Raw genomic sequence first — 20,528 nt, forward strand, 5'->3', positions numbered from 1 at the left:
TTGACATCCTTTAACTTAACGGAAAAAGGCAATAAAGAATATTCTACTTTTCCAATATTAACTAGGTCCTTTGATAGATAACTAACAAAATTGCTACCATAGAAATAAAAAAAGATATTGCCTAATATTAAAAAAAGAAAAATTATGCATATAAGTAATATTATAGTTCTTTTTAAATATATAAGCACTAACTTTCGCCATTATACTTTTTTATGTATTTTAATAGACCATAATATATCCCCTTTGCAACCTTTTTTCTGTAAGAAATATCTCTAAATTTGTTAGCCGTTCTTTTTGAAGATAAAAAACCAGTCTCAACCAATATTGATGGCATCGTTGCACCAACTAAGACATAAAAAGGGGCTTGCTTTACACCAAGACTTTTCTCATTTATCTCTTTAACTAGATCATTTTGAACATACTTTGCTAGAATCTTTGACTCTTCTAGCTTAGAATTAAGTAGTATATCCTTTAAAATAGATTGCAAATCTGATAATGATCTCTCACTTGCTTGATTTTCAAATGCAGCTACCTTCAACGCTTCTTTATCATCAGTTACATTTAATACATAGGTTTCTACACCATTAGCACTTCTATTCTTACTAGCATTAACATGGATTGATACAAAGACATCAGCTTTTTTCTTATTAGCTATAGCAGTTCTTTCCTCTAAAGGAATAAAAACATCAGTGCTTCTTGTTAGAAAAACCTTAATACTTGTATTTTCTTCAAATAACCGCTTTAATTCTAAGGCAATGTCAAGGACTATATCCTTCTCATATAAACCATAATATGTAGCTCCTGGATCCTTTCCTCCATGCCCAGGGTCAATAACAATCCTTTTAACTTTAAGACCAAATACGCCTGCTAAAGTATCCGAACTACCACCACTTTTTGATGATATTTTATCTTTTGAGGCTACCCTTTGTCCTTTCTCATCACCGCTAACATCAATCACTATTCTATTAGGATTCTCTAAACTAAAAACCGTAAAATCTTTGATATTCTGACTATCTAAAACAATACGCGTAACATCTTTTTTAAAATAGCCCCATCTAATAGCTGAAACAAGACCATCTTTTATTGGGATTTTTTTTGCAACATCTTCTGCAACCTTTACATCTTTAATATCAATATATAGGCGAGGCGGCTTATTATGTTTAGGGTCCTCTCGTAGCCAATGTTTTTTATATTCAGCTTTCTTAGTCAGATCTATAACAACTCTTGTATATGTGTCGCTACTCCAATATCTTATGTTTTTAATAAGACTAATATTATCTCTATCTTTATATGTATCTTTATTTATATCTTTATGATTTATATCTTTATAATCTTTATGGTCTTTTCTAGTAACTTCTACTTCTTTATTTTTATTTGGTTTACTCTTAACCTCAATAACCTTCTCCTGTCTAAAACCAAGATCACTATTTATTTTTTCAATTCTTTCTCTAGCAATTATCGCTTTTCTGTGGTCAGGAAATTTTGCGACTAATCTTTGTAACATAAATTTCGCAGAAACATAATCATCTAAAATAATATATATATCTGAGGTCTTTAAATAACTCTCAACAGCTAAATTTGAACTATAATTTACAGCAACAAGCCTATAATATTTTAAAGCCTCCCTAAGATCTTGCTTGTTCTTAAATCTCTTATATGACATAGAGTATGCTTCACCAGCCATATATAGTGCATTATCTGATAAAAATGAGTTAGGCTCATCTAAATATAGATTGTAAAATTCTTTGGCAATAGAAGCATAAGAACCTCTTGAAGCTCTTCTTGAATTATTGATTTGTTCTAATTTATTCTTTAATGAATAATATTCACTATTTATTGAAGCTACACATTCATAATTTATGCAAAAAGTAATTAAAGAAAAAATTATAATAATTATAACATTATGTAATCTTTTCATGAATTAATTTATCTTTAAGATAAAAACCTGTATATGAATCCTTAACATTTACAATATCTTCGGGGGTACCAGCAAAAACTACTTCACCACCTCTATCACCACCTTCAGGACCCAAATCAATTATATAATCAGCACATTTTATTACATCTAAATGATGCTCAATAATAACCACTGTATTATTGTTTTCTACTAATCTCCTAAATATTTTAATTAGTTTATTTATATCATCTAAGTGAAGTCCTGTGGTAGGCTCATCAAAAATATATAATGTCTTGCCTGTCTGCTTTTTCATTAATTCTCTAGCTAATTTTATTCTTTGAGCTTCACCCCCAGACAATGTTGTAGCAGATTGCCCAAGCTTTATATAGCCTAAACCAACATCCTTTAAAACAGAGAGCTTATTTTTTAGTTTTGGTATATTACTAAAGAATTCATATGCAGTATTTACTGTCATATCAAGCACTTCTGCAATACTTTTCTCTTTATATTTAATTTCAAGGGTATCCCTATTATATCTAGAACCTTTACAAGAATCACATTTAATATACATGTCAGGTAGAAAATGCATCTCAATCTTTAAGAAGCCCTCGCCTTGGCACTTTTCACATCTTCCGCCTTTTACGTTAAAGCTAAACCTCCCTGGTTTATAACCCCGCAGTTTAGAGGCAGGTATTGCTGCAAAAAGCTCTCTAATATCAGTTAAAATACCTGTATATGTAGCAGGATTAGATCTTGGTGTTCTGCCAATAGGTGATTGATCTACATCGATAACCTTATCAATTAAACCATAGCCTTTGATACTTTTATGTTTACCAACATTGGAATTTGTTCCGTATAAAAGTCTCTTTAAACCATTATATAATACATCAATAACAAGAGTAGATTTGCCAGAACCAGAAACACCTGTAACACAAATCATGGCTCCCAGCGGAAATTTAACATCAATATTTTTCAGGTTATGCTCTGTAGCACCTATAATCTCAACAAAACCATTATTAAAAACTTTTTTCTTGCCTCCTATATTTATACTCTTTTTCCCTGATAAATAAAGTCCTGTTATAGAATCATCACAGTTTAAAATACCATCTGGAGGTCCATTATATATTAAATATCCACCTTTTCTTCCAGCTCCTGGCCCTAAATCCACAATCCAATCAGCCCTTCTTATTGTATCCTCATCATGTTCAACAACTATCACAGTATTGCCTATGCTTTTTAGATTAACCAGTGTGTTTATCAGCATGTCATTATCTCTTTGATGCAAGCCAATGCTTGGTTCATCTAAAACATATAAAACCCCTGTTAACCCAGAACCTATTAATGTAGCAAGTCTTATCCTCTGAGCCTCACCACCAGAAAGTGTTGAAGCTCTTCTATCTAAGGTCATATAATCTAAACCCACATCAAGCAAAAAGGACAGTCTCCTTTTAATCTCTTTAATAATCTTACTTGAAACCTCCTTTTTAAATCCAGTAAAAGTAAGATTCTCAAAAAAATCATAAGCCTTACTTATATTCAATATAGATATTTCATAAATGTTTCTCCCATTAATCTTAACGGATAGACTTTCTTCCTTGAGCCTTCTGCCACCACAACTCTCGCAAGGTAGATAAGACATGAAATTTTTTACATAATCTACATTCCTTCTATCTTCAGTAAACAACTTTTCACGCAACTCATTAATAACACCATTAAATTTTTTCTTATAAAAACTCTTTTTATTATTTATTGTATGAAATAATGATAAAGGCTCCTTTGCACCATATAAAATTATATGTTTACTGTTCTCATCTAGATCTTTAAAGGATTTATCTAAATCTATATTATATTTTTTAGATACCTCTCCCAATAATTGTAGAAATGTAAAACTTAAATTGTTTTGCCACGGCTTTACCGCTCCTTGCCTAATACTCAAATCTTTATTTGGGATAATTTTATCAATATCAAATACCATTTTCACGCCAAGACCATCGCAATCAGGACACGCCCCATAGGGATTGTTAAATGAAAATATTCTAGGCTCAACCTCGTCAATACTTATATCACAATTAGCACAAGCAAACTTCTCACTATATAATTTATAAGAATCCCCGCATTTTATTAATACTAAACCATCACTTAGTTTTAAGGCAGTTTCTATTGAATCTGTTAGCCTTTTAATAATCCCTTCTTTTAATACAATCCTATCAACTACTACATTTATTGTATGTTTAACATTTTTATCTAATTCTATATCATCCTCTAATCTATAAAGTTTCTCATCTATATAAGCTCTTACAAACCCTTCTTTTAACAGTTTTTCAAATATATTCTTAAATGTACCCTTTTTTCCTCTGGCAATTGGTGCCAATATTTCTAATTTACTATGCTCTCCATAGTTAATTACAGAATCTACAATCTGTTGCACTGTGAAACTCTCAATATGTCTACCACACTTTGGACAATGTACACTGCCGACCCTTGCAAACAATAATCTCATATAGTCGTAAATCTCTGTTATTGTTCCTACAGTTGATCTAGGATTTCTATTTACGGTTTTTTGCTCAACACTAATTGCAGGTGACAAAAATTCAATTGAATCAACATCTGGTTTCTCCATAAGCTCCAAAAATTGCCTTGCATAAGCCGATAAGGATTCTACATACCTTCTCTGCCCCTCAGCATATAGCGTATCAAATGCAAGGGTAGATTTTCCAGAACCAGAAACACCTGTAACTACAACCAAACTGTTCTTAGGTATCTCTAAATTAATATTTTTTAAATTATGTTGTCTTGCTCCTTTTATTATAATGCTATTCATCAATAACAAGTCTTTCAGGGGGTAATTTTATCTGAAAATAGGTATACCTATTTTTTTTAGAGAATACCTTTATATCTCCCCCATGTTCTGTAATAATTTCTTTTGATATTGCAAGGCCTAATCCTGTCCCGCTACCAGAATAGCTAACAAAGGGGGTAAATAAATCATTTAGGTGCACACTATCTATGCCCCTGCCATTGTCAAAAATAACAATATATACCCAGTCTTTACTTATATATAAGGTAATGCGTATATTACCTATTCCTTCAGTGGCTTTAATGGAATTGTTCACCAAATTAAAAATAACCCTATAAAATTTTCTTTTATCTGCTTTGATTTTGCATTTATTTCGTATATCAACTATAAATCTCAGCTCATTTTCATCTATTAATACCTGAAATTCTTTTTTAGTAGCATATATTAATTCACCTAAGTCTATAACCTCTTCATTAATGGTTATATCTTTCTTAGAGTATTCTAAGATATCCTCCACATATCCTCTTATTATATCAAGTTCATTTTTAACGTTTTTTAAATAATCTTCTTGCCCATATTTTTTATTGTTAATATTCTCACAAAGGTCACTCTCTAATAGCTCTAAATTAATACTTATAACATTTAGCATATTTTTAATGTCGTGTACAATTGTATTTGTTAGTTTACCAATAGTACTTAATCTTTCTTTCTCTAATAATTCGTTATATAAATAAGAGCGTTCGATAGCCAAGGCACACTGATTGCCAATAAATTTTGCCAAAAATATGTCATCCTCAGTAAAATAATCACCTGGCTTATCAGTAATATTTAAGACACCAATTAGTTTCTCCTTTGTTTTAACAGGTATAGACATATAAGAACGGGTTGTGTAGCCAAGATCATATCTTACCTCTTTTGCATTATTAACAACAATTGGCTCACCTTTCTCTGCTACCTTTCCACTTATACTTTCGCCAATCTTAACTTTCGCATTTTCTTTATCTATACTAAAACCCACATTTGCTATTAATTCTAGGTAGTCTCCCTCGACTTTCATGATAGATATTCTTTTAGCTTTAATATAGGATTTAGTAATCTTGATAATCTTTGCTAACAGGGAATCAAGGGATATTTCTTTATTTAATAACTCTGAGATCTCTAATATTATGTCAAATATAATATCTTTCAACGTAATAGACCTATCATTAAAAAGATTACTTTGATGATTCAATATATTCAACAATTTTCTCTGCTAAAGTTTTTATAATATGCTCAAACCTATCCAAATCTTTCTCCAACAAGGTTATTCTAAAGCCTTGCAATGAAGTAAAAAATGAAGATAGAGGAACAACGCAAATCCCGGTAGAGCCTAAAAGATAATATACAAAGCGTTTATCATTCTCAATCCTATCATCAGTTAACTTCTCTATATAGTCTTTAATACTATCTTTAAGAAGGGGAAGTTTTTGCCTATTATTTAAAACTGCCTCATTAAAAACCACACTCATATAAAAGGAACCATTTGTTCTATTTACCACTGTATATGGGACATCCCTTAAAATATTATACGCAATATTTGACATTTTTTCATAATGCCTTAACCTTTTTTCTAACATCTCTCTATACTCTGGCCTATTGATAACCCTTTTGATAGCTAGTTGTGGAAGAGTTGTGGAGCAAACCTCAGCCATTTTTTGATTTAATATAGCATCTATATATCTCTTAAATATAGGATATTTTTCTGCATTATATACTTGAATCCAACCGCAACGAGCACCTGGCCAAGGAAATTCTTTAGATATGCCGTGCATGCTTAAACCAGCGACATCACCTACAATATCGGACAACCTTACACTCTCATAACCGTTATATACTATGTTTGTATAAATTTCATCTGATATTATAAATAGGTCATATTTCTTTGCAATCTCAACAATCTTTAAAAGTAAATCTCTATCATAAACAAAACCTGTGGGATTATCAGGGTTTATAACCAAAATACCCACAATGGAGGTATGACTCTTAACCTTTCGCTCAAGCTCTAATATATCTGGTCTCCATTCATTATAAGGATTCATTCTATAAGTATTTGGTGGAAATGACGCATGCAATACCTCTGCAAGAAAATGTGTTGAATAGGTAGGCTCAGGCATAATTATCCTAGCATCAACTCTTATAGATGAGTATGCACGAGCTATAGCATCACCTAAGCCATTAAAAAATATTATATCATCGGCTGTTATTTTAGCGCCACCCCTCTTATTGACAATATCAGCAATAAATTCTCTTGTTTCATCTACACCTTGTGTTGGTGAATACGCATAAGTCTTATCATCATCTATTAATTCTTTCAAAATCTCCTTTACCCAATCATCAATTTTTTCTCCTTTTTCTACTGGGTCTCCAATATTCTCCCAGATAATCTCAATGCCACTTTCCTTTAATTTTTTTGCTATATTTACAATATTTCTTATCTCATAGGTTAAACCATTTCCACTTTTAGCAATATCAAAACGCATCTACTTTACACCTGCCTTTAATCTTCTCTCCCTTCTTTGTTTCAAAATAATCTCTACAGGGATACCTCTATAGTTGAAGGTTTTCTTTAAAACATTTACTAAATATTGCTTATAAGATTCCTTCAACAAACTAGGGTAATTGACAAACATTAAGAACCTTGGCGAACCACCCTTTAATTTAACAGTATAATAAAATTTTATTCTTTTGCCATTTACAATAGGTGCTTGATAGTTATAACCTGCCATGTGTAATACTTCATTAAGCTTGGATGTTTTTATATCTCTATTACAAAGACTAACTACTTTTAATACGTCTTTTATAGGATAAAAAATACCTTCTTTTTTTAAAGTCGAAATAAAACTAATATAGGGTTTGTACAAAAAGCTCAATTTAAGATTTACCTCATTGTAAATCTCATGCTTCTTACCATCCTTATTCTTAACAAGATCCCACTTGTTTGCTGATAATACTACCGGTTTTTTATAGTTATTATAAATCTGACCAATAATATTTACATCTTTTGATTGTATCCCCTCTACACCATCAAATAAATAGATAACTACATCGGCACTTTTCACCGCCTCAAAGACTCTATAATAGCTAATTCTATCAATATTATCGCTAAACATTACACTTTTTTTTCTAAGTCCCGCCGTATCTATTAGTGTTAGATTAGAATTCTTATATTTAAAGGGTATATTAACAATATCCCTTGTTGTCCCTGGCATATCAGATACAACAACCCTCTGTTCACCTAGTAGAGCATTTAAATAGCTAGATTTACCTACATTTGGTTTGCCAAGAACTACAATTTTAATGTCACTATTATAGTCCCCTATTTCAGTGTCATACCTATCCAAGCATTCACTTATTTTGTGTATCAACGTATCAATATTTTTGCCATGTACGGCACTGACAGTTATTAAATCACTAACCCCTAAAGCATAGAATTCAGCCTTTGATGATTCTTCTTTGATATTGTCAATCTTATTAACAACAACCAAAGTCTTTTTCATATTTTTCCTAAGTATAGTAAATATATGCTCATCAAGTGGATGTAGTCCCTCCTTGCCATCTACGACAAATAAAACTAAAGATGCCTTTTTTAGCTTATCTATATAAATTTTATCTATTTTATCTCTTAAAGGATCTCTACTTAGTACAAATCCTGCACTATCAGACAAAAGATATTTCTTTTCATTTAAGTTGATAACCCTTTCAACACAATCTCTAGTTACATTTGGCGTTTTATCTACAATTGATATAGTTTTACCGACTAATCTATTAAAAAGAGCTGATTTACCCACATTTGGTCTTCCAGCTATTAAAATACTATCCATCTCTTTCTTTCAAAGTTTCTATAAATATTTTTATTCTTCTTCTTAACTCTGCTATTTCTATATTGGTATATAAATATTTTAGCTCAGGACCATCCATTTTCCCGCTAATTGCAACCCTTAAACTCATAAAGAGTTTTCTACCCTTTAGTTTAGTCTTTTTCTTTAGACTATTTACCAAATACTGAAAATCTTCCTCATCTAAATAACGCTTTTTAAAACCACCTAATATATTTAGAACTTCCTCTAAAAGATTTAGCGTATTTTCTTTAACTATAAAATCTAATGCCTCATCTAAAATCTTATCAAAGATAAAATAAATTTTAGCATATTTAGTTATATCAGAAAGGGTTGTTAGATTATCCCTTACTGACTCAACAATGTTTCTTAATCTAAGGGGTTCTTTTTCAACAATAGTCTCATCAATTAACGACCCTTTTAATAGATAGGGTACAACCATATTAGTCAACTTCTCAATATCTAGATCTCTAATATAGAGACCATTTAACCATTTCAATTTATCAAAGTCAAAAATAGCTGCACTTTTTGATACATCTTTTATATCAAAAAAATTTATAAGCTCCTCTTGGCTAATATATTCTTTTCCATTAGGTGGTGAATAACCTAGTAGGGCAAGATAATTAAAAACTGCTTCAGGCAAATAACCTACCTCTCTAAAGGAAGCAACACTCATACTACCTTCTCTCTTTGAGAGTTTACTCCCATTCTTGCCAAGAATCATAGGTATATGAGCAAATTGAGGAGGAGAGAACCCTAAAGATTTATATATTAAAATCTGTTTAGGGGTATTGCTTAGATGATCATCCCCCCTAATAACATGGGATATTTTCATCAATGCATCATCAACAACTACAACGAAATTGTATATAGGCATACCGTTTGGCCTTACAATGATAAAATCTCCAAAAGCATTTGTATTAAAGTTAATCTCCCCATGTATTATATCATTTACTAATATATTTTCTTGATCACATTTAATCCTAACCGAATAGGGTATATTTGCCTTAAGTCTTTCTTCAACTTCACCATCTGTTAAATTCCTACATCTACCGCTATAAATATAGGGTATACCTTTTTTTATAGCATCTTCTTTTTCATTCTCTAATTCCACTTTAGAACAAAAACACAAATAGGCCTTTTTATGATCTATTAGATATTTAATATACTTTCTATATAGATCTAGTCTTTCAGATTGTCTATATGGGCCAAAGGACCCATCTTTTATAGGGCCTTCATCCCATGATAAGTTTAGCCATCTAAGATCATCATATATCATATTCTCACTTTCTATTGTTGATCTCTCTAAGTCAGTATCTTCTATTCTTAATATAAAAGCACCTTTATGTGACCTTGCAAAAAGATAATTAAATACAGCCGTTCTCGCATTGCCTATATGCAAATGTCCTGTTGGCGATGGTGCAAATCTTACTCGTATTGTCATATTTATTCACCTTTAAATTAAAGATTATAACCTAGAGACCATAAATAGCAAGATTTTTATTCTTATATCTTTTATCATCTGTTACATCTTTTTCAAACCAATCAGGCTTTTTAAATCTTAAAAGTTCCTCTTCAGATTTAAACTCAACCTCAGCAATTATTAACCCTTCTAATTTGCCTTTATAAATGTCTAGCTCAATGACATAATCATCATAGGGTATAATATATCTTTTTTTGCTAACAGTTCTACTAGAACAAAATTTCATTAATTCTAAAGAATCCTTTTTGCTAACTAATAATTCTTTTTCAAACCTATAATTAGTATGATAAGATTTAACAGTAAGCGAATGTTTCTTCCCTATCCTCACTCTTACCTCTGAAAAACCCTCTTCTACAGCTATATAACCTTGAACTATATCGATGCATTCATATTTTCTTAAATCAAGAGGTATATTTTTAACTAAATATTTCTTTTCTATTTCTAACATTTAAAATTTAAATATAATATAACTAATTATATTAAATTTTAAATATGAAAAAAAGCACATTAAAGAATATAAAAAAGTTACAGAAAAACGAAATAACAGAATACTATATTTACAAAAAAATTGCACTTAATAGTTTTTTTGCAAAATATAGAGAGATTTTAGATGAAATTGCTAATGATGAAAAAAAGCACTATTTGTTCTGGAGAAAATATACTAACAAAGATGTTAAACCAAATAGAATAAAAATAATAATATATTTTTTTATTGTTACTATCTTTGGACTAACCTTTGGCTTAAAATTTTTAGAAAAAAATGAAGATACAGCACAAAAAACATATAATAATTTAAAACAAATTATTCCAGATATAGAAGAAATTATCGAAGATGAACATTCCCATGAAGAAAAACTATTAGAATTAATTAACGAAGAAAGGCTTAATTATATTAGCTCCATTGTGCTAGGTTTAAACGATGCACTAATAGAGTTAACAGGAGCTCTTGCTGGGTTTATATTTGCACTTAGAAATACAGAGCTTATTGCAGTGGCTGGTCTTATAACAGGAATTGCAGCATCTCTCTCAATGTCTGCAAGTGAGTATTTGTCAAAAAAGACTGAGAAAGATGTAAAAAGAGCAATCAAATCTTCACTTTATACAGGATCAGCTTATATTATAACGGTAATCTTCCTTGTAATACCTTTTTTCTTATGTAATAATCCCTTCATAGCCATAATTGTTACATTTTCACTTGGAATATTAATAATATTTTTATTTAATTACTATCTATATATTGCAAAAGGATATAACCTAAAAAAAACTTTTATAGAAATGGCCATTATCAGTTTTACAATAGCTTTATTAAGCTTTTTCATAGGATACATTGTAAAATTATATTTTGGCATAGAAATTTAAATGTATAACTATTAAATTAGGAATATGAGGATATAAATGAAGAAAAATTATATAATAGCAAACCTAATTACAGTAATGAGTTTATTTACTGCATTTTACTCTATTCACGCAAGTTTTCATAGTAATTATATACTTGCGGCATACGCAATAATCCTTTCTTTTCTCTTTGACGGCTTAGATGGTAAAGTTGCAAGAGTTCTAAATTCAACAAGTAATTTTGGCAAAGAACTTGACTCATTAGTAGATGCAATAGCCTTTGGTGTCGCACCAGCTTTTTTAATATACATGTATTTATCTCTATATAATAGCCCCTTCGGTTGGCTTTTGCCGTTTTTCTATACAAGTTGCACAGTCTTAAGATTAGCTAGATTTAATGTCACTTCAAATGCCTCTAATGAACATATCTTTACTGGGCTACCAGCTCCAGCTGCTGCACTTGCCATTGTCGCCTATATATATTACCATATCAAAGAGGCTCCACAGATGTGGTTTTATAATGATATTAGTCTAATTATATTTATATATCTCTTAGGTTTACTTATGATCAGCAGAATTAACTACTTAAGCTTTAAAAATTTAGAGTATTTATTATATAAGAAAATTTTTTATATATTGCCTTTATTATTTATATTATTAACTCTTAGCTTTTATAAGCCTATTATAATGTTAATCGCTATTATAACTTATATATCATCAGGTCTTTTTATGGCAACATTAGTAAAAATTGAGCAAATAAAAAATCATTAAAAAGATATCTTTTTCAATAGAAAGGTTTTCATTATTTATTCTTTATTTAATAAATAATTATACTATAATTTATAAACAACCTAAAATATCAGGTAGGAGGTAGAAATGGAAGAGTCCAAAACATATAAGGCCTACGAAGTAAGAGAACTTGACGATAAAACATATAAAGGTAATATTGCCGAAAAAAAACTAAGGGAGCTTCCTTTTAGGGGCGTTTTAATTCGAGTATATTATACCTCCCTAAATTATAAAGATGCACTATCGTCAATTGGTAATAAAGGTGTAACTAAACAATATCCTTTCACTCCAGGTGTTGATGCAGCCGGTGTAGTTGCAAAATCAGAAGATCCTAATTTTAAGGAAGGTGATAGGGTTTTTGTTACAGGTTTTGATCTTGGAATGAATACACCAGGTGGCCTAGGTGAATTTGTTTCAACACCTAGTGATTGGGTCTTTAAATTGCCTGACAATATATCATTTAGGGATGTAATGATGTATGGAACAGCTGGACTTACTGCTGGCCTGTCAATTAAAAGAATTATTGATGAAGGTGTTAATCCTAGTGATGACAAAGATGTTGTTGTATCAGGGGCTTCAGGTGGTGTTGGTTCTATTTCGGTCTGCTTACTTTCTAAAATAGGTTTTAATGTAACTGCTGTCACAAATAAACCTGATTTTAAAGATATCCTTCTAAAGGTTGGTGCAAAAAACGTTATTCCACGTAGCGAAGTAGATGATAAAAAAAATAAACCTCTACTATCTTCAAAATGGGATGCAGCTATTGATACAGTTGGGGGGAATATACTATCAACAATATTGAAATCTATCAAACGATATGGTTGTGTATCTGCTTGTGGCAATGCTGCTTCCTATGAATTAAATACTACAGTTTTCCCTTTTATTTTAAGGGGTATAACCTTATGTGGTATTGATTCGGCTGAATGCCCAAGAGAAATAAGACAAAAAGTGTGGGATAGATTATTTAATGAGTGGAATGCTCTCGATACGCTTAATCTAATTAACAAAGAAATAACACTAGAAGAGGTAGACACATACTTAAAGGCAATGCTAAGTGGCAAAAATAAGGGTCACATTATCGTAAAACATAGACAATAATAACTATTTTTAAATAATTATTATTAGTTATATAGATTGATATTTACTGTAAATGGATCTCCATAGGTCTTATCATAGTAATTTGATGAGCTATTACCGTCACTAATATATGTATGAATATAGTAGGTTGGTGTTACTGTATACTCACAAGAAGTCCCATGTAGATTTTCAAACTCATTAGACAGGGGCTCAAATTCATCTTCACTTCCTTCAACCCATGTCCCCATACCTGCTACTGGAAAATCTATGTTTTTCTCATCAATTGTACTTGTTCTCTCAGGTACTATGTTATTTGACCACTCTAAGAGTTCAAATATATCCTCAATACCCTCTAATCTTGCATTGTTAACTGGAGTAGAATATGTAGTAAAATCTGAAGGACATCTTTCATCTGAATAGGGATTTAATTCATAATCAAGCTCAATATATACAAGCTCAATATAGGAGTTTTTCAACTGATTATATCCTTCAGGGTCATCTGGAAGGTTTAAAAATGTTCTCAATAAAATTGCTGGATATGTTGTAAGCATATCAACAAAAGTTACCCCTTCCTCCAATTGTTGCCTTATAAAATCAGAATAGGTTGGCCCCGTTTCATTATCAGGATATATTAGATCTTCTAATGTTGAAGCCAATTCATCCTCTATTCTATCCAATGTTGATCCACCACCAGCAAATACCCAGCTCATATTAACTGTAGCTACTGCATCATGAAAGCCTGTATCATCCCTATAAATCTCTATATAGTCAGGATAGGGTCCAATCGGTGGATTAACTTGGGATGTTACTTTTCTACCACCCCAATTATATGTGGAAAAATTGATATTATTTTTTTGTATATATTTAATAATATAATTATCAGAGTCAGGTAAAACCTTTTTTATTATATCATTATTTTTATAGATTACATTACCACTCTCGCTTGTTTTTCCAATACCACTTTGTGGGTTTACCACACTACCCCAGGGCAAACCAGGTGTTTCCTCTCCCGGTTGAATTACCAAGCCTTCGCACTGAAAACTGCAAGATGGGGCACAAACCTCATAATGGTAAGGTAATCTAAATAGCTCTACCCTCTCTCTCTCATTTGAATACATCTCCATTACCTCCATTGACACACCAATATAACCGTCAAAACTCAATGGTTCAGAGCTGTATTCAACCTCCTCCCACAAACCTAAAAACGGGGGAGCACTATATATTGGATCATTTACAAGCTTTTCATAAGGAGGGGGAAATGGAAATATAGATGAATATATTGTAAAACTACCTGTTAGAGGATCACTCTCATCTAGACTCTCAAAGGGTACACCATAATCACCATATAATAAATAATCATCAATTACCCATGTTGGCTCTTTACTAAAGGATTCCTCAAAAGCATTAGGACCTGGACTAACCTGGTAAAATTCCAACCTAGGCCTTAAAAACACTAAAGGAAAGACGCCTTCCAAGAAGGGGTTATAATCACCACCTGGTTCAATAAACGTATACACCACCCCTGGATGTGGATATATAGTGTAGCCAACATTTATCATAAATTCTGTAGGAGCATTACAATTCTGCCCTTCTGTCCTATTATCATAAAAATAGAAGTTTGGATTCCAATAACCTCCCCCCGTTTCTTCACTAGTAGTATAGTATGTATACAGGGAGACTGTATCAAATTCCACTGGCATTCCTTCCTCACTGGCTGACAAAAAATTTGTGAAAATAATTAGCAGTATATATATAAATAAAAATTTATTTGTTAAAGGAAGTTTCATTCTAACCCCCCTGTTTTTATTAACTTATCTACCTGCTCATACTCTTTTGTCACAATACGTGGTCTTAAAAAAACCATCAATTCCTCTTTTCTAGAGCTTTGTACTCTGCCCCCAAAAAGAGGGCCTATAATTGGAATTCTATGCAAAATTGGCCAGCCTTCTTTTGTCACATTAGTCTCATTCTCTAACAATCCACCAATAACAGTAGTTTCACCATCAGATAGTAATACTTGAGTTGTCGCAGTCTTCTCTGCAGTTGTCACTGTATTTGCAGTTACTTCACCTAAACTGCTTTTTTCAACCTCAATTTCCATAAATACCATATTATTTGCAGTAATATGAGGTGTTACAGTAAGCCTTATACCCGTATCAACCTCTTCGGCTTGTGTGTTATCACCCGATGGAACAATTACTGCAGTCTGGCCAGAATTTATCTCTGCCTCAACATTATCCAATGTTGTAACCCGTGGTGCAGAGATTATCCTAACCTTGCCTTGCCTCTCTAGTGCTTGCAAAGCCATATCCAAATTATATCTATTTGAAACACTGCCTAATGTCATCGCTAAAGTACCAACACCACCTTCACTTGGCATAAAAGGAAAATTAGTTATATAACCATTACCAGATAAACTTTCTTGAGCTCCACCACCCCCACCTTGAAGAGGTTGACCTGTAACAATAATAGATGATGGGAAATCATTATTTGTGATCCCTGGTTTGGCAAATTTTCCGCCCCACTGAATACCTAAGTTCAAAGAACCTGTATCAGTAACCTCAACAATGCGCGCTTCGATCATTACTTGTTTAGTTGGCTTATCGATCGACTCAATTAATCGTTCAATCTGCTCTACTGCATAAGGGATATCAGTAACAATATAAGAATTTCTTTTTTCTAAAACTTGAAGCCTACCTCTCTCACTCAGTTGGGTCTCAATTATAGGCTGCAATTCTGATGCTGTATAGAAATTTACCCTAATCTCTTTTGTTATTGGTGGCTCACTAACCACTTCCATCATCTTTTCTTCTTTCTCCTTCGTTATTGATTCTACAAATCGTTTATAACTTTCTTCCGTCATAATCCATACTAGGTTACCTTCCTCTCGTACTACAAGATTATTTTGATTTAGAATTATATTTAAAGCAGTCCTATATGGTATATTTTCAACAAAAAGTGTAGCCTCTCCCTCTACATCCTTACCAAATATCAAATTTTTTCCCCTTCCAAAATATATCAATCTAATTGCCTCTCTAACATCCATATCTTTGATATTTAAGGTTATTAATTCCAATTCCCTTTCCTCAGGGGATTTTTCTTTCTCCTCTACACCTGTCTCTTCTAAGAGACCCTCAGCCTTTGCAAAAGGTTCAAAACTTCCGCTTACAACAAGCCCATCAGGTGTTTTTTTTACAGTAGCATAAACTGTATCAGCTGGCTCAACTATTATTGTTGTTTTACCATCTTTTGTCAAAATCTTATACCCCTTAAAGGGAACATCATCATCAAAATATCGCAGCGTGTTAATACCCTTAATAGGCACAACCCTACCATTAAATTCTATAATAAGTTTTCCTTCTAAAACCTTCTTCTTAAAATCAATAGGCCTACTCAATGTAAAAAGAAGGGATTGATATCTTTTTACGTGTATATTATTAAAATCCATTATATATGCAACTTCTTTTGGGACTTTACTAAAATCATTTGAAATCTTTAGAGAAGTGCCATCTTGACCAAGATATAAGGGAATTTTTTCTTCAATAGTAAGTAAAACTCTTGTTTTTTTTGGATTATCATAATCTCCAACCCTTATACTCTTAACAAATCCTTTATAATTATATGTACGTGCACCCACATAATTATTTATATCATATAAATCAATATAAAATTTATTTCCTTCCAAATAACCATAATCATATCTAACTATCCCTTTTACAACTAAATCTAATAAAAAGGAACTATTATCACTTCTCATAGACAAATCATAAAAGGCCTTTGCTGTGTCAAATTTATAAGGCTTTATTGTTTCATAATAACTACCAACGCCGGGCAGCACACCTACACTTTCTGCAAAATCTAGTGTTATAGTCAAAGTGCTATCTTCCTTTTTATATGTGTAATCAGCACCACTTTTAAGTAAAATCTCTATATCAACTTGAGACTTAGATGGGTATACTGCAACACCTTCAATTTTTTCATCACTATATGAATATTCTAATACAGAAGGGTCAACATCAACCATAGGCATATTTATCCTTAATTTATAGGGGTTTTTAGCATAACTAATATTATAGTCAACGCCCTCGCTTCCCTTTATAGTTACCATATATTCAGAGTCTTTGACCTTGGCAATACTAAAATATGAAATATGTTTGTCTGGCCTTTTCAATGTATCATATTTTGCGCAACTAAATATCATAAATAGCATAATAAAAATTATAATATTTTTTTTATAAGTGATCATGATTCCTCCTCTTTCTTCAACCTTAACTCTTTAACAGAGGTATGATATTCACCAAATATATCCTTCCTAGTCTCTCTAACTAATATAGCATTTTGTGTTATCTCAATAATCTCGCCATCTGCATTACCCATTTTATCACCAATTTTTACAAAAAATATTTGATTAGAGACATTTACCACACCTATCTTTCCAACTGAGGCATCCAAAACCCCTACAAGTTTTATTTGATCCAAAGGAACTGCCAAAGGGTTATCTCCTTTTCTTTCGTTTAGACTAGCCAAATATTCATCAATTGAAGATGAAAAAGGATTCTTAGCAACTTTAAACGTCAAAGGCTCTCTACCAATAGAGAATGTCTCTACTATTTCTTCTTCTATCTTTTTATATCTATCATAATCTGGTTGTTGGGGGTTTTTTATCTCAGGCATCTCTGGCCTTTGCTTTAGATTTATTAGTTTGTTATCACAAGATAATATTAAAAATAAGAATAATAGTATGATATATCTCATTTTAATTTCTCTAAATTATATTTATAAGCGCTAAAACTACCTTTAACCTGTAGCGTAGGGTTTACTGCCTCTTTCCTAGTTGAAGTGTTTATCAAAAAACTTTCACTGTGTACAATGTTTTTCAAGCTATTTAGTCCATAAAAAAATTTAACAATGCTATCAAAATCACCATACAATATTAAATCAAATACAAACTTTGAAGTAAAGTCATTAACCTTTTCTAATCCTTTATTTTTTGTCTCAAACACATCTATCTTAACATTGTTTCTACTTGCAAGGTTAAGAAGCTCGTCATATAAAATATTAGGCTCTCCCATTTCTTCGTATAAATATTTATTTAACTTGCCAACCAAATTCTTTGCTAATTTAAGCTCTTTTATAGATGCATTATATTTATCTATTGTAGTAGAGGGTATTATATTTATTATTTGATTATACAATTGTTCATACCTTTTTTGTTTTTCTAATATTCTATCTGCTTTAGGTGAATAGAAAATAAAATAATATATTAATATTATAAAAAATAATATGGCTGCATATATAGCTAGTCTAAATCCTATTGGTAAATCTCTCATGACTCTATACTATCCCTATTTATCTGGACAAACAATTTAAAGGTGCTGATTTCATAACTCTTCTCAGTATCTGAGGCTACCTCAGTAAGCTGTATCCTAGAAAATAGATCAGTAGCAGAAAGATTTCTGACAAATAGGTTTACAGAGGTGCTCCTTAAGGCGTTAACCTCAATAACTATATTGTTCTTTGTGTTATCAAACCTAAAACTCTTTACCCAGCAGTCATCAGGAATTGATTTCTCAATCTCAATCATAAACCTATAATATAATGAGACCAATTTTTTACTTTCTAATACACTATTAACCTTATTTATTACATCATCTATATCTTTTTTATTCTTTTTTATTTGTGCATATCTTCTTTCTAAAGGCCTAAGAAATGTGCTTAGAATATCCATCTCCTTAGTAATTATTTCATCCTGATAGCTTAAGTTCCTATTTATTAAGTACATTGACCAAAACACGCCTACGAGAACTATAGAAAATATTAGTAGTTCAACTACAAATACATCTATATATTCTTTTAGCCTATCTACTAATGGCTTTTTTTCTAATAAATCTATCTTAATCATTTTGTGTCATCCACACGCCTTAAAGACAATCCAACTGCTACATTAAACCTATACATATTATTTTCAACAAAATCTATATCGGCTTCTTTAGTGTTTATATCTATTTTATTAAAGGGATTAAAATATTCTACCTCACTACTTAACTTCTCTCTTAAAAAATCAACAAACCCAGGTAAATAAACACCGCCACCACAAACATAAAATTTACCAACTTTCTGAGAAAGAGTCCTCTCAACATTTGCCAACACATTACTCAAAGATTGATAGGCCCTTTCATAAAATTGATTTATTATTGAAAGGCTTTCATCATCATTCTTCAATGATTCGCCACTACTTAAAATATTTACTACTTCATCATAGTTTCTGTCATACATCTGTTTAAACAGATCTATACAATTTTTAACACCCACATCAAGGTCAAAAGCAAATCTAAAAAGAGCATTTTCAACAAATGATATATGTATCTTCTCATGGCCAATATCAATTATTGAGACTAACCCCTCGATATCTGGATAGTTATATTCTAATAGGTTAACCAAAGCAAAGGTTTCTAGATCAAGGGTTTTTAAATGAAGCTTAGCAGTATCAAAAATAAATTTTATATCATTAATTATATCTTTTTTAGCAACTGCTACAATGACAGGTATTTTATTTTGATCTATCTTTTTGTCAGATATATAATAATCTATATTCATCGTATTTGGATCATAATCCACATATTGGTTAGACTCCCAACGAAAACTCTCTTTAAAGGTTTTCATATCCTCTATCTCTATATCTATTCTTTTCGCTATTGCCCCAAAACCTTTCAATGCAGTTACAACACTTTTATGGGTAAATCTACCCTTATTATATGCTTCAGTTAATGTATCTACAACTGCTGTGAAATCAATAATCTTACCCTCTACAAGAGATTCCTCAGGTAACTCTAATAAAGATATGCCTTTTAATAAATAACTATCTTTTACTGGCTTAATCTCGGCGATCTTCACAGAATGGCTGCCAAAATCGACACCAACTAAATTTTTTCCTTTCTTAATCATTTTTCCCCCGCAATTTCCTATAAAAACAACTCTTATAACCTTTATGACAAGCTACACCAGTCTGCTCAACTTCATATAAAAGGCAATCACCATCACAATCTATATATATGTTTACAATTTTCTGAATATTTCCACTTGTCTCACCTTTCTTCCAAATTCTTTTTCTACTTCTTGAAAAATAGTGTGCAAATCCTGATTCAATCGTTAATTCTAAGGCTTTCTTATTAACATATGCTTGCATTAAAACTTCTCTACTTTTAACCTCCTGCGTAATAACAGGTATTAATCCACTACCTTTTGACCAATCTAATTCACCTAAAAAAATATTAT

The 20,528-nt window shown here is 31.4% G+C and carries 18 protein-coding genes; 3 read left to right on the forward strand and 15 right to left on the reverse strand.

What is annotated here, in order from left to right; genetic code table 11:
- The 8 genes from SVN78_02390 to SVN78_02425 form a co-directional block, all read right to left on the reverse strand.
- Positions 1 to 188, reverse strand: a 188-nt coding sequence (locus SVN78_02390) for a hypothetical protein (protein MDY6820453.1), incomplete at its 3' end; no start/stop codon positions are given.
- Positions 188 to 1,918, reverse strand: a complete 1,731-nt coding sequence (locus SVN78_02395; GenBank protein MDY6820454.1) for an N-acetylmuramoyl-L-alanine amidase — start codon at positions 1,916 to 1,918, stop codon at positions 188 to 190. The genes SVN78_02390 and SVN78_02395, both read right to left, overlap by 1 nt.
- On the reverse strand, positions 1,902 to 4,721 hold the full coding sequence (uvrA, locus tag SVN78_02400; GenBank protein MDY6820455.1) for an excinuclease ABC subunit UvrA: 2,820 nt from the start codon (positions 4,719 to 4,721) through the stop codon (positions 1,902 to 1,904). Before uvrA ends, SVN78_02395 begins: the two co-directional genes overlap by 17 nt.
- Entirely contained in the window at positions 4,711 to 5,934 is a 1,224-nt protein-coding gene (locus SVN78_02405) for a GAF domain-containing sensor histidine kinase (GenBank protein ID MDY6820456.1), read from the reverse strand. Before SVN78_02405 ends, uvrA begins: the two co-directional genes overlap by 11 nt.
- Positions 5,909 to 7,213, reverse strand: a complete 1,305-nt coding sequence (locus tag SVN78_02410; GenBank protein MDY6820457.1) for a pyridoxal phosphate-dependent aminotransferase — start codon at positions 7,211 to 7,213, stop codon at positions 5,909 to 5,911. The genes SVN78_02405 and SVN78_02410 overlap by 26 nt, the downstream gene beginning before the upstream one ends.
- Positions 7,214 to 8,554, reverse strand: a complete 1,341-nt coding sequence (der, locus tag SVN78_02415; protein MDY6820458.1) for a ribosome biogenesis GTPase Der — start codon at positions 8,552 to 8,554, stop codon at positions 7,214 to 7,216. It lies immediately after the preceding gene.
- Positions 8,547 to 10,013, reverse strand: coding sequence for a glutamate--tRNA ligase (gene gltX, locus SVN78_02420; protein MDY6820459.1), 1,467 nt, complete (start codon positions 10,011 to 10,013; stop codon positions 8,547 to 8,549). The genes der and gltX overlap by 8 nt, the downstream gene beginning before the upstream one ends.
- 31 nt (positions 10,014 to 10,044) lie before the next feature.
- Complete coding sequence (locus tag SVN78_02425; protein ID MDY6820460.1) at positions 10,045 to 10,500, reverse strand: adenylate cyclase; 456 nt, start codon at positions 10,498 to 10,500, stop codon at positions 10,045 to 10,047.
- Between the two features lie 44 nt (positions 10,501 to 10,544).
- Here SVN78_02425 and SVN78_02430 point away from each other — a divergent pair, with 44 nt between their 5' ends.
- From SVN78_02430 to SVN78_02440, 3 genes are all read left to right on the forward strand, one after another.
- Positions 10,545 to 11,411 carry a VIT1/CCC1 transporter family protein gene (locus tag SVN78_02430; protein ID MDY6820461.1) on the forward strand — a complete coding sequence of 289 codons (867 nt, stop codon included), beginning with the start codon at positions 10,545 to 10,547 and terminating at the stop codon, positions 11,409 to 11,411.
- A gap of 36 nt (positions 11,412 to 11,447) precedes the next feature.
- Positions 11,448 to 12,158 carry a CDP-diacylglycerol--serine O-phosphatidyltransferase gene (gene pssA, locus SVN78_02435; protein ID MDY6820462.1) on the forward strand — a complete coding sequence of 237 codons (711 nt, stop codon included), beginning with the start codon at positions 11,448 to 11,450 and terminating at the stop codon, positions 12,156 to 12,158.
- 105 nt (positions 12,159 to 12,263) lie between these two features.
- A complete protein-coding gene (locus SVN78_02440) occupies positions 12,264 to 13,274 on the forward strand; it encodes a YhdH/YhfP family quinone oxidoreductase (protein ID MDY6820463.1) in 1,011 nt (336 codons plus the stop codon).
- A 23-nt stretch (positions 13,275 to 13,297) separates the two neighbouring features.
- On the opposite strand, the gene SVN78_02445 is transcribed toward SVN78_02440, so the two are convergent.
- From SVN78_02445 to hisI, 7 genes are read right to left on the reverse strand one after another with little or no spacing between them, the layout of a single operon-like run.
- On the reverse strand, positions 13,298 to 15,040 hold the full coding sequence (locus tag SVN78_02445) for a hypothetical protein (protein ID MDY6820464.1): 1,743 nt from the start codon (positions 15,038 to 15,040) through the stop codon (positions 13,298 to 13,300).
- Positions 15,037 to 17,499: a type IV pilus secretin PilQ gene (gene pilQ, locus SVN78_02450; GenBank protein MDY6820465.1), complete on the reverse strand. Its 2,463-nt coding sequence runs from the start codon at positions 17,497 to 17,499 to the stop codon at positions 15,037 to 15,039. The genes SVN78_02445 and pilQ overlap by 4 nt, the downstream gene beginning before the upstream one ends.
- Positions 17,496 to 18,008 carry a pilus assembly protein PilP gene (locus tag SVN78_02455; protein ID MDY6820466.1) on the reverse strand — a complete coding sequence of 171 codons (513 nt, stop codon included), beginning with the start codon at positions 18,006 to 18,008 and terminating at the stop codon, positions 17,496 to 17,498. The genes pilQ and SVN78_02455 overlap by 4 nt, the downstream gene beginning before the upstream one ends.
- Positions 18,005 to 18,583, reverse strand: coding sequence for a type 4a pilus biogenesis protein PilO (pilO, locus tag SVN78_02460; protein MDY6820467.1), 579 nt, complete (start codon positions 18,581 to 18,583; stop codon positions 18,005 to 18,007). The genes SVN78_02455 and pilO overlap by 4 nt, the downstream gene beginning before the upstream one ends.
- Positions 18,580 to 19,155: a PilN domain-containing protein gene (locus tag SVN78_02465; protein MDY6820468.1), complete on the reverse strand. Its 576-nt coding sequence runs from the start codon at positions 19,153 to 19,155 to the stop codon at positions 18,580 to 18,582. The genes pilO and SVN78_02465 overlap by 4 nt, the downstream gene beginning before the upstream one ends.
- On the reverse strand, positions 19,152 to 20,198 hold the full coding sequence (pilM, locus tag SVN78_02470) for a type IV pilus assembly protein PilM (protein MDY6820469.1): 1,047 nt from the start codon (positions 20,196 to 20,198) through the stop codon (positions 19,152 to 19,154). The genes SVN78_02465 and pilM overlap by 4 nt, the downstream gene beginning before the upstream one ends.
- On the reverse strand, positions 20,191 to 20,523 hold the full coding sequence (hisI, locus tag SVN78_02475) for a phosphoribosyl-AMP cyclohydrolase (protein MDY6820470.1): 333 nt from the start codon (positions 20,521 to 20,523) through the stop codon (positions 20,191 to 20,193). Before hisI ends, pilM begins: the two co-directional genes overlap by 8 nt.
- Positions 20,524 to 20,528 lie beyond the last annotated feature (5 nt).

The organism is Deferribacterota bacterium, from assembly GCA_034189185.1.
Lineage (GTDB): Bacteria > Chrysiogenota > Deferribacteres > Deferribacterales > UBA228 > UBA228.

Bases quoted from the DNA above. Each gene is read 5' to 3' on its own strand.
- SVN78_02395 (MDY6820454.1), bottom strand. From the start codon at position 1,918: ATGAAAAGATTACATAATGTTATAATTATTATAATTTTTTCTTTAATT.
- SVN78_02410 (MDY6820457.1), bottom strand. From the start codon at position 7,213: ATGCGTTTTGATATTGCTAAAAGTGGAAATGGTTTAACCTATGAGATA.
- der (MDY6820458.1), bottom strand. From the start codon at position 8,554: ATGGATAGTATTTTAATAGCTGGAAGACCAAATGTGGGTAAATCAGCT.
- gltX (MDY6820459.1), bottom strand. From the start codon at position 10,013: ATGACAATACGAGTAAGATTTGCACCATCGCCAACAGGACATTTGCAT.
- SVN78_02425 (MDY6820460.1), bottom strand. From the start codon at position 10,500: ATGTTAGAAATAGAAAAGAAATATTTAGTTAAAAATATACCTCTTGAT.
- SVN78_02430 (MDY6820461.1), top strand. From the start codon at position 10,545: ATGAAAAAAAGCACATTAAAGAATATAAAAAAGTTACAGAAAAACGAA.
- pssA (MDY6820462.1), top strand. From the start codon at position 11,448: ATGAAGAAAAATTATATAATAGCAAACCTAATTACAGTAATGAGTTTA.
- SVN78_02440 (MDY6820463.1), top strand. From the start codon at position 12,264: ATGGAAGAGTCCAAAACATATAAGGCCTACGAAGTAAGAGAACTTGAC.
- SVN78_02445 (MDY6820464.1), bottom strand. From the start codon at position 15,040: ATGAAACTTCCTTTAACAAATAAATTTTTATTTATATATATACTGCTA.
- pilQ (MDY6820465.1), bottom strand. From the start codon at position 17,499: ATGATCACTTATAAAAAAAATATTATAATTTTTATTATGCTATTTATG.
- SVN78_02455 (MDY6820466.1), bottom strand. From the start codon at position 18,008: ATGAGATATATCATACTATTATTCTTATTTTTAATATTATCTTGTGAT.
- pilO (MDY6820467.1), bottom strand. From the start codon at position 18,583: ATGAGAGATTTACCAATAGGATTTAGACTAGCTATATATGCAGCCATA.
- SVN78_02465 (MDY6820468.1), bottom strand. From the start codon at position 19,155: ATGATTAAGATAGATTTATTAGAAAAAAAGCCATTAGTAGATAGGCTA.
- pilM (MDY6820469.1), bottom strand. From the start codon at position 20,198: ATGATTAAGAAAGGAAAAAATTTAGTTGGTGTCGATTTTGGCAGCCAT.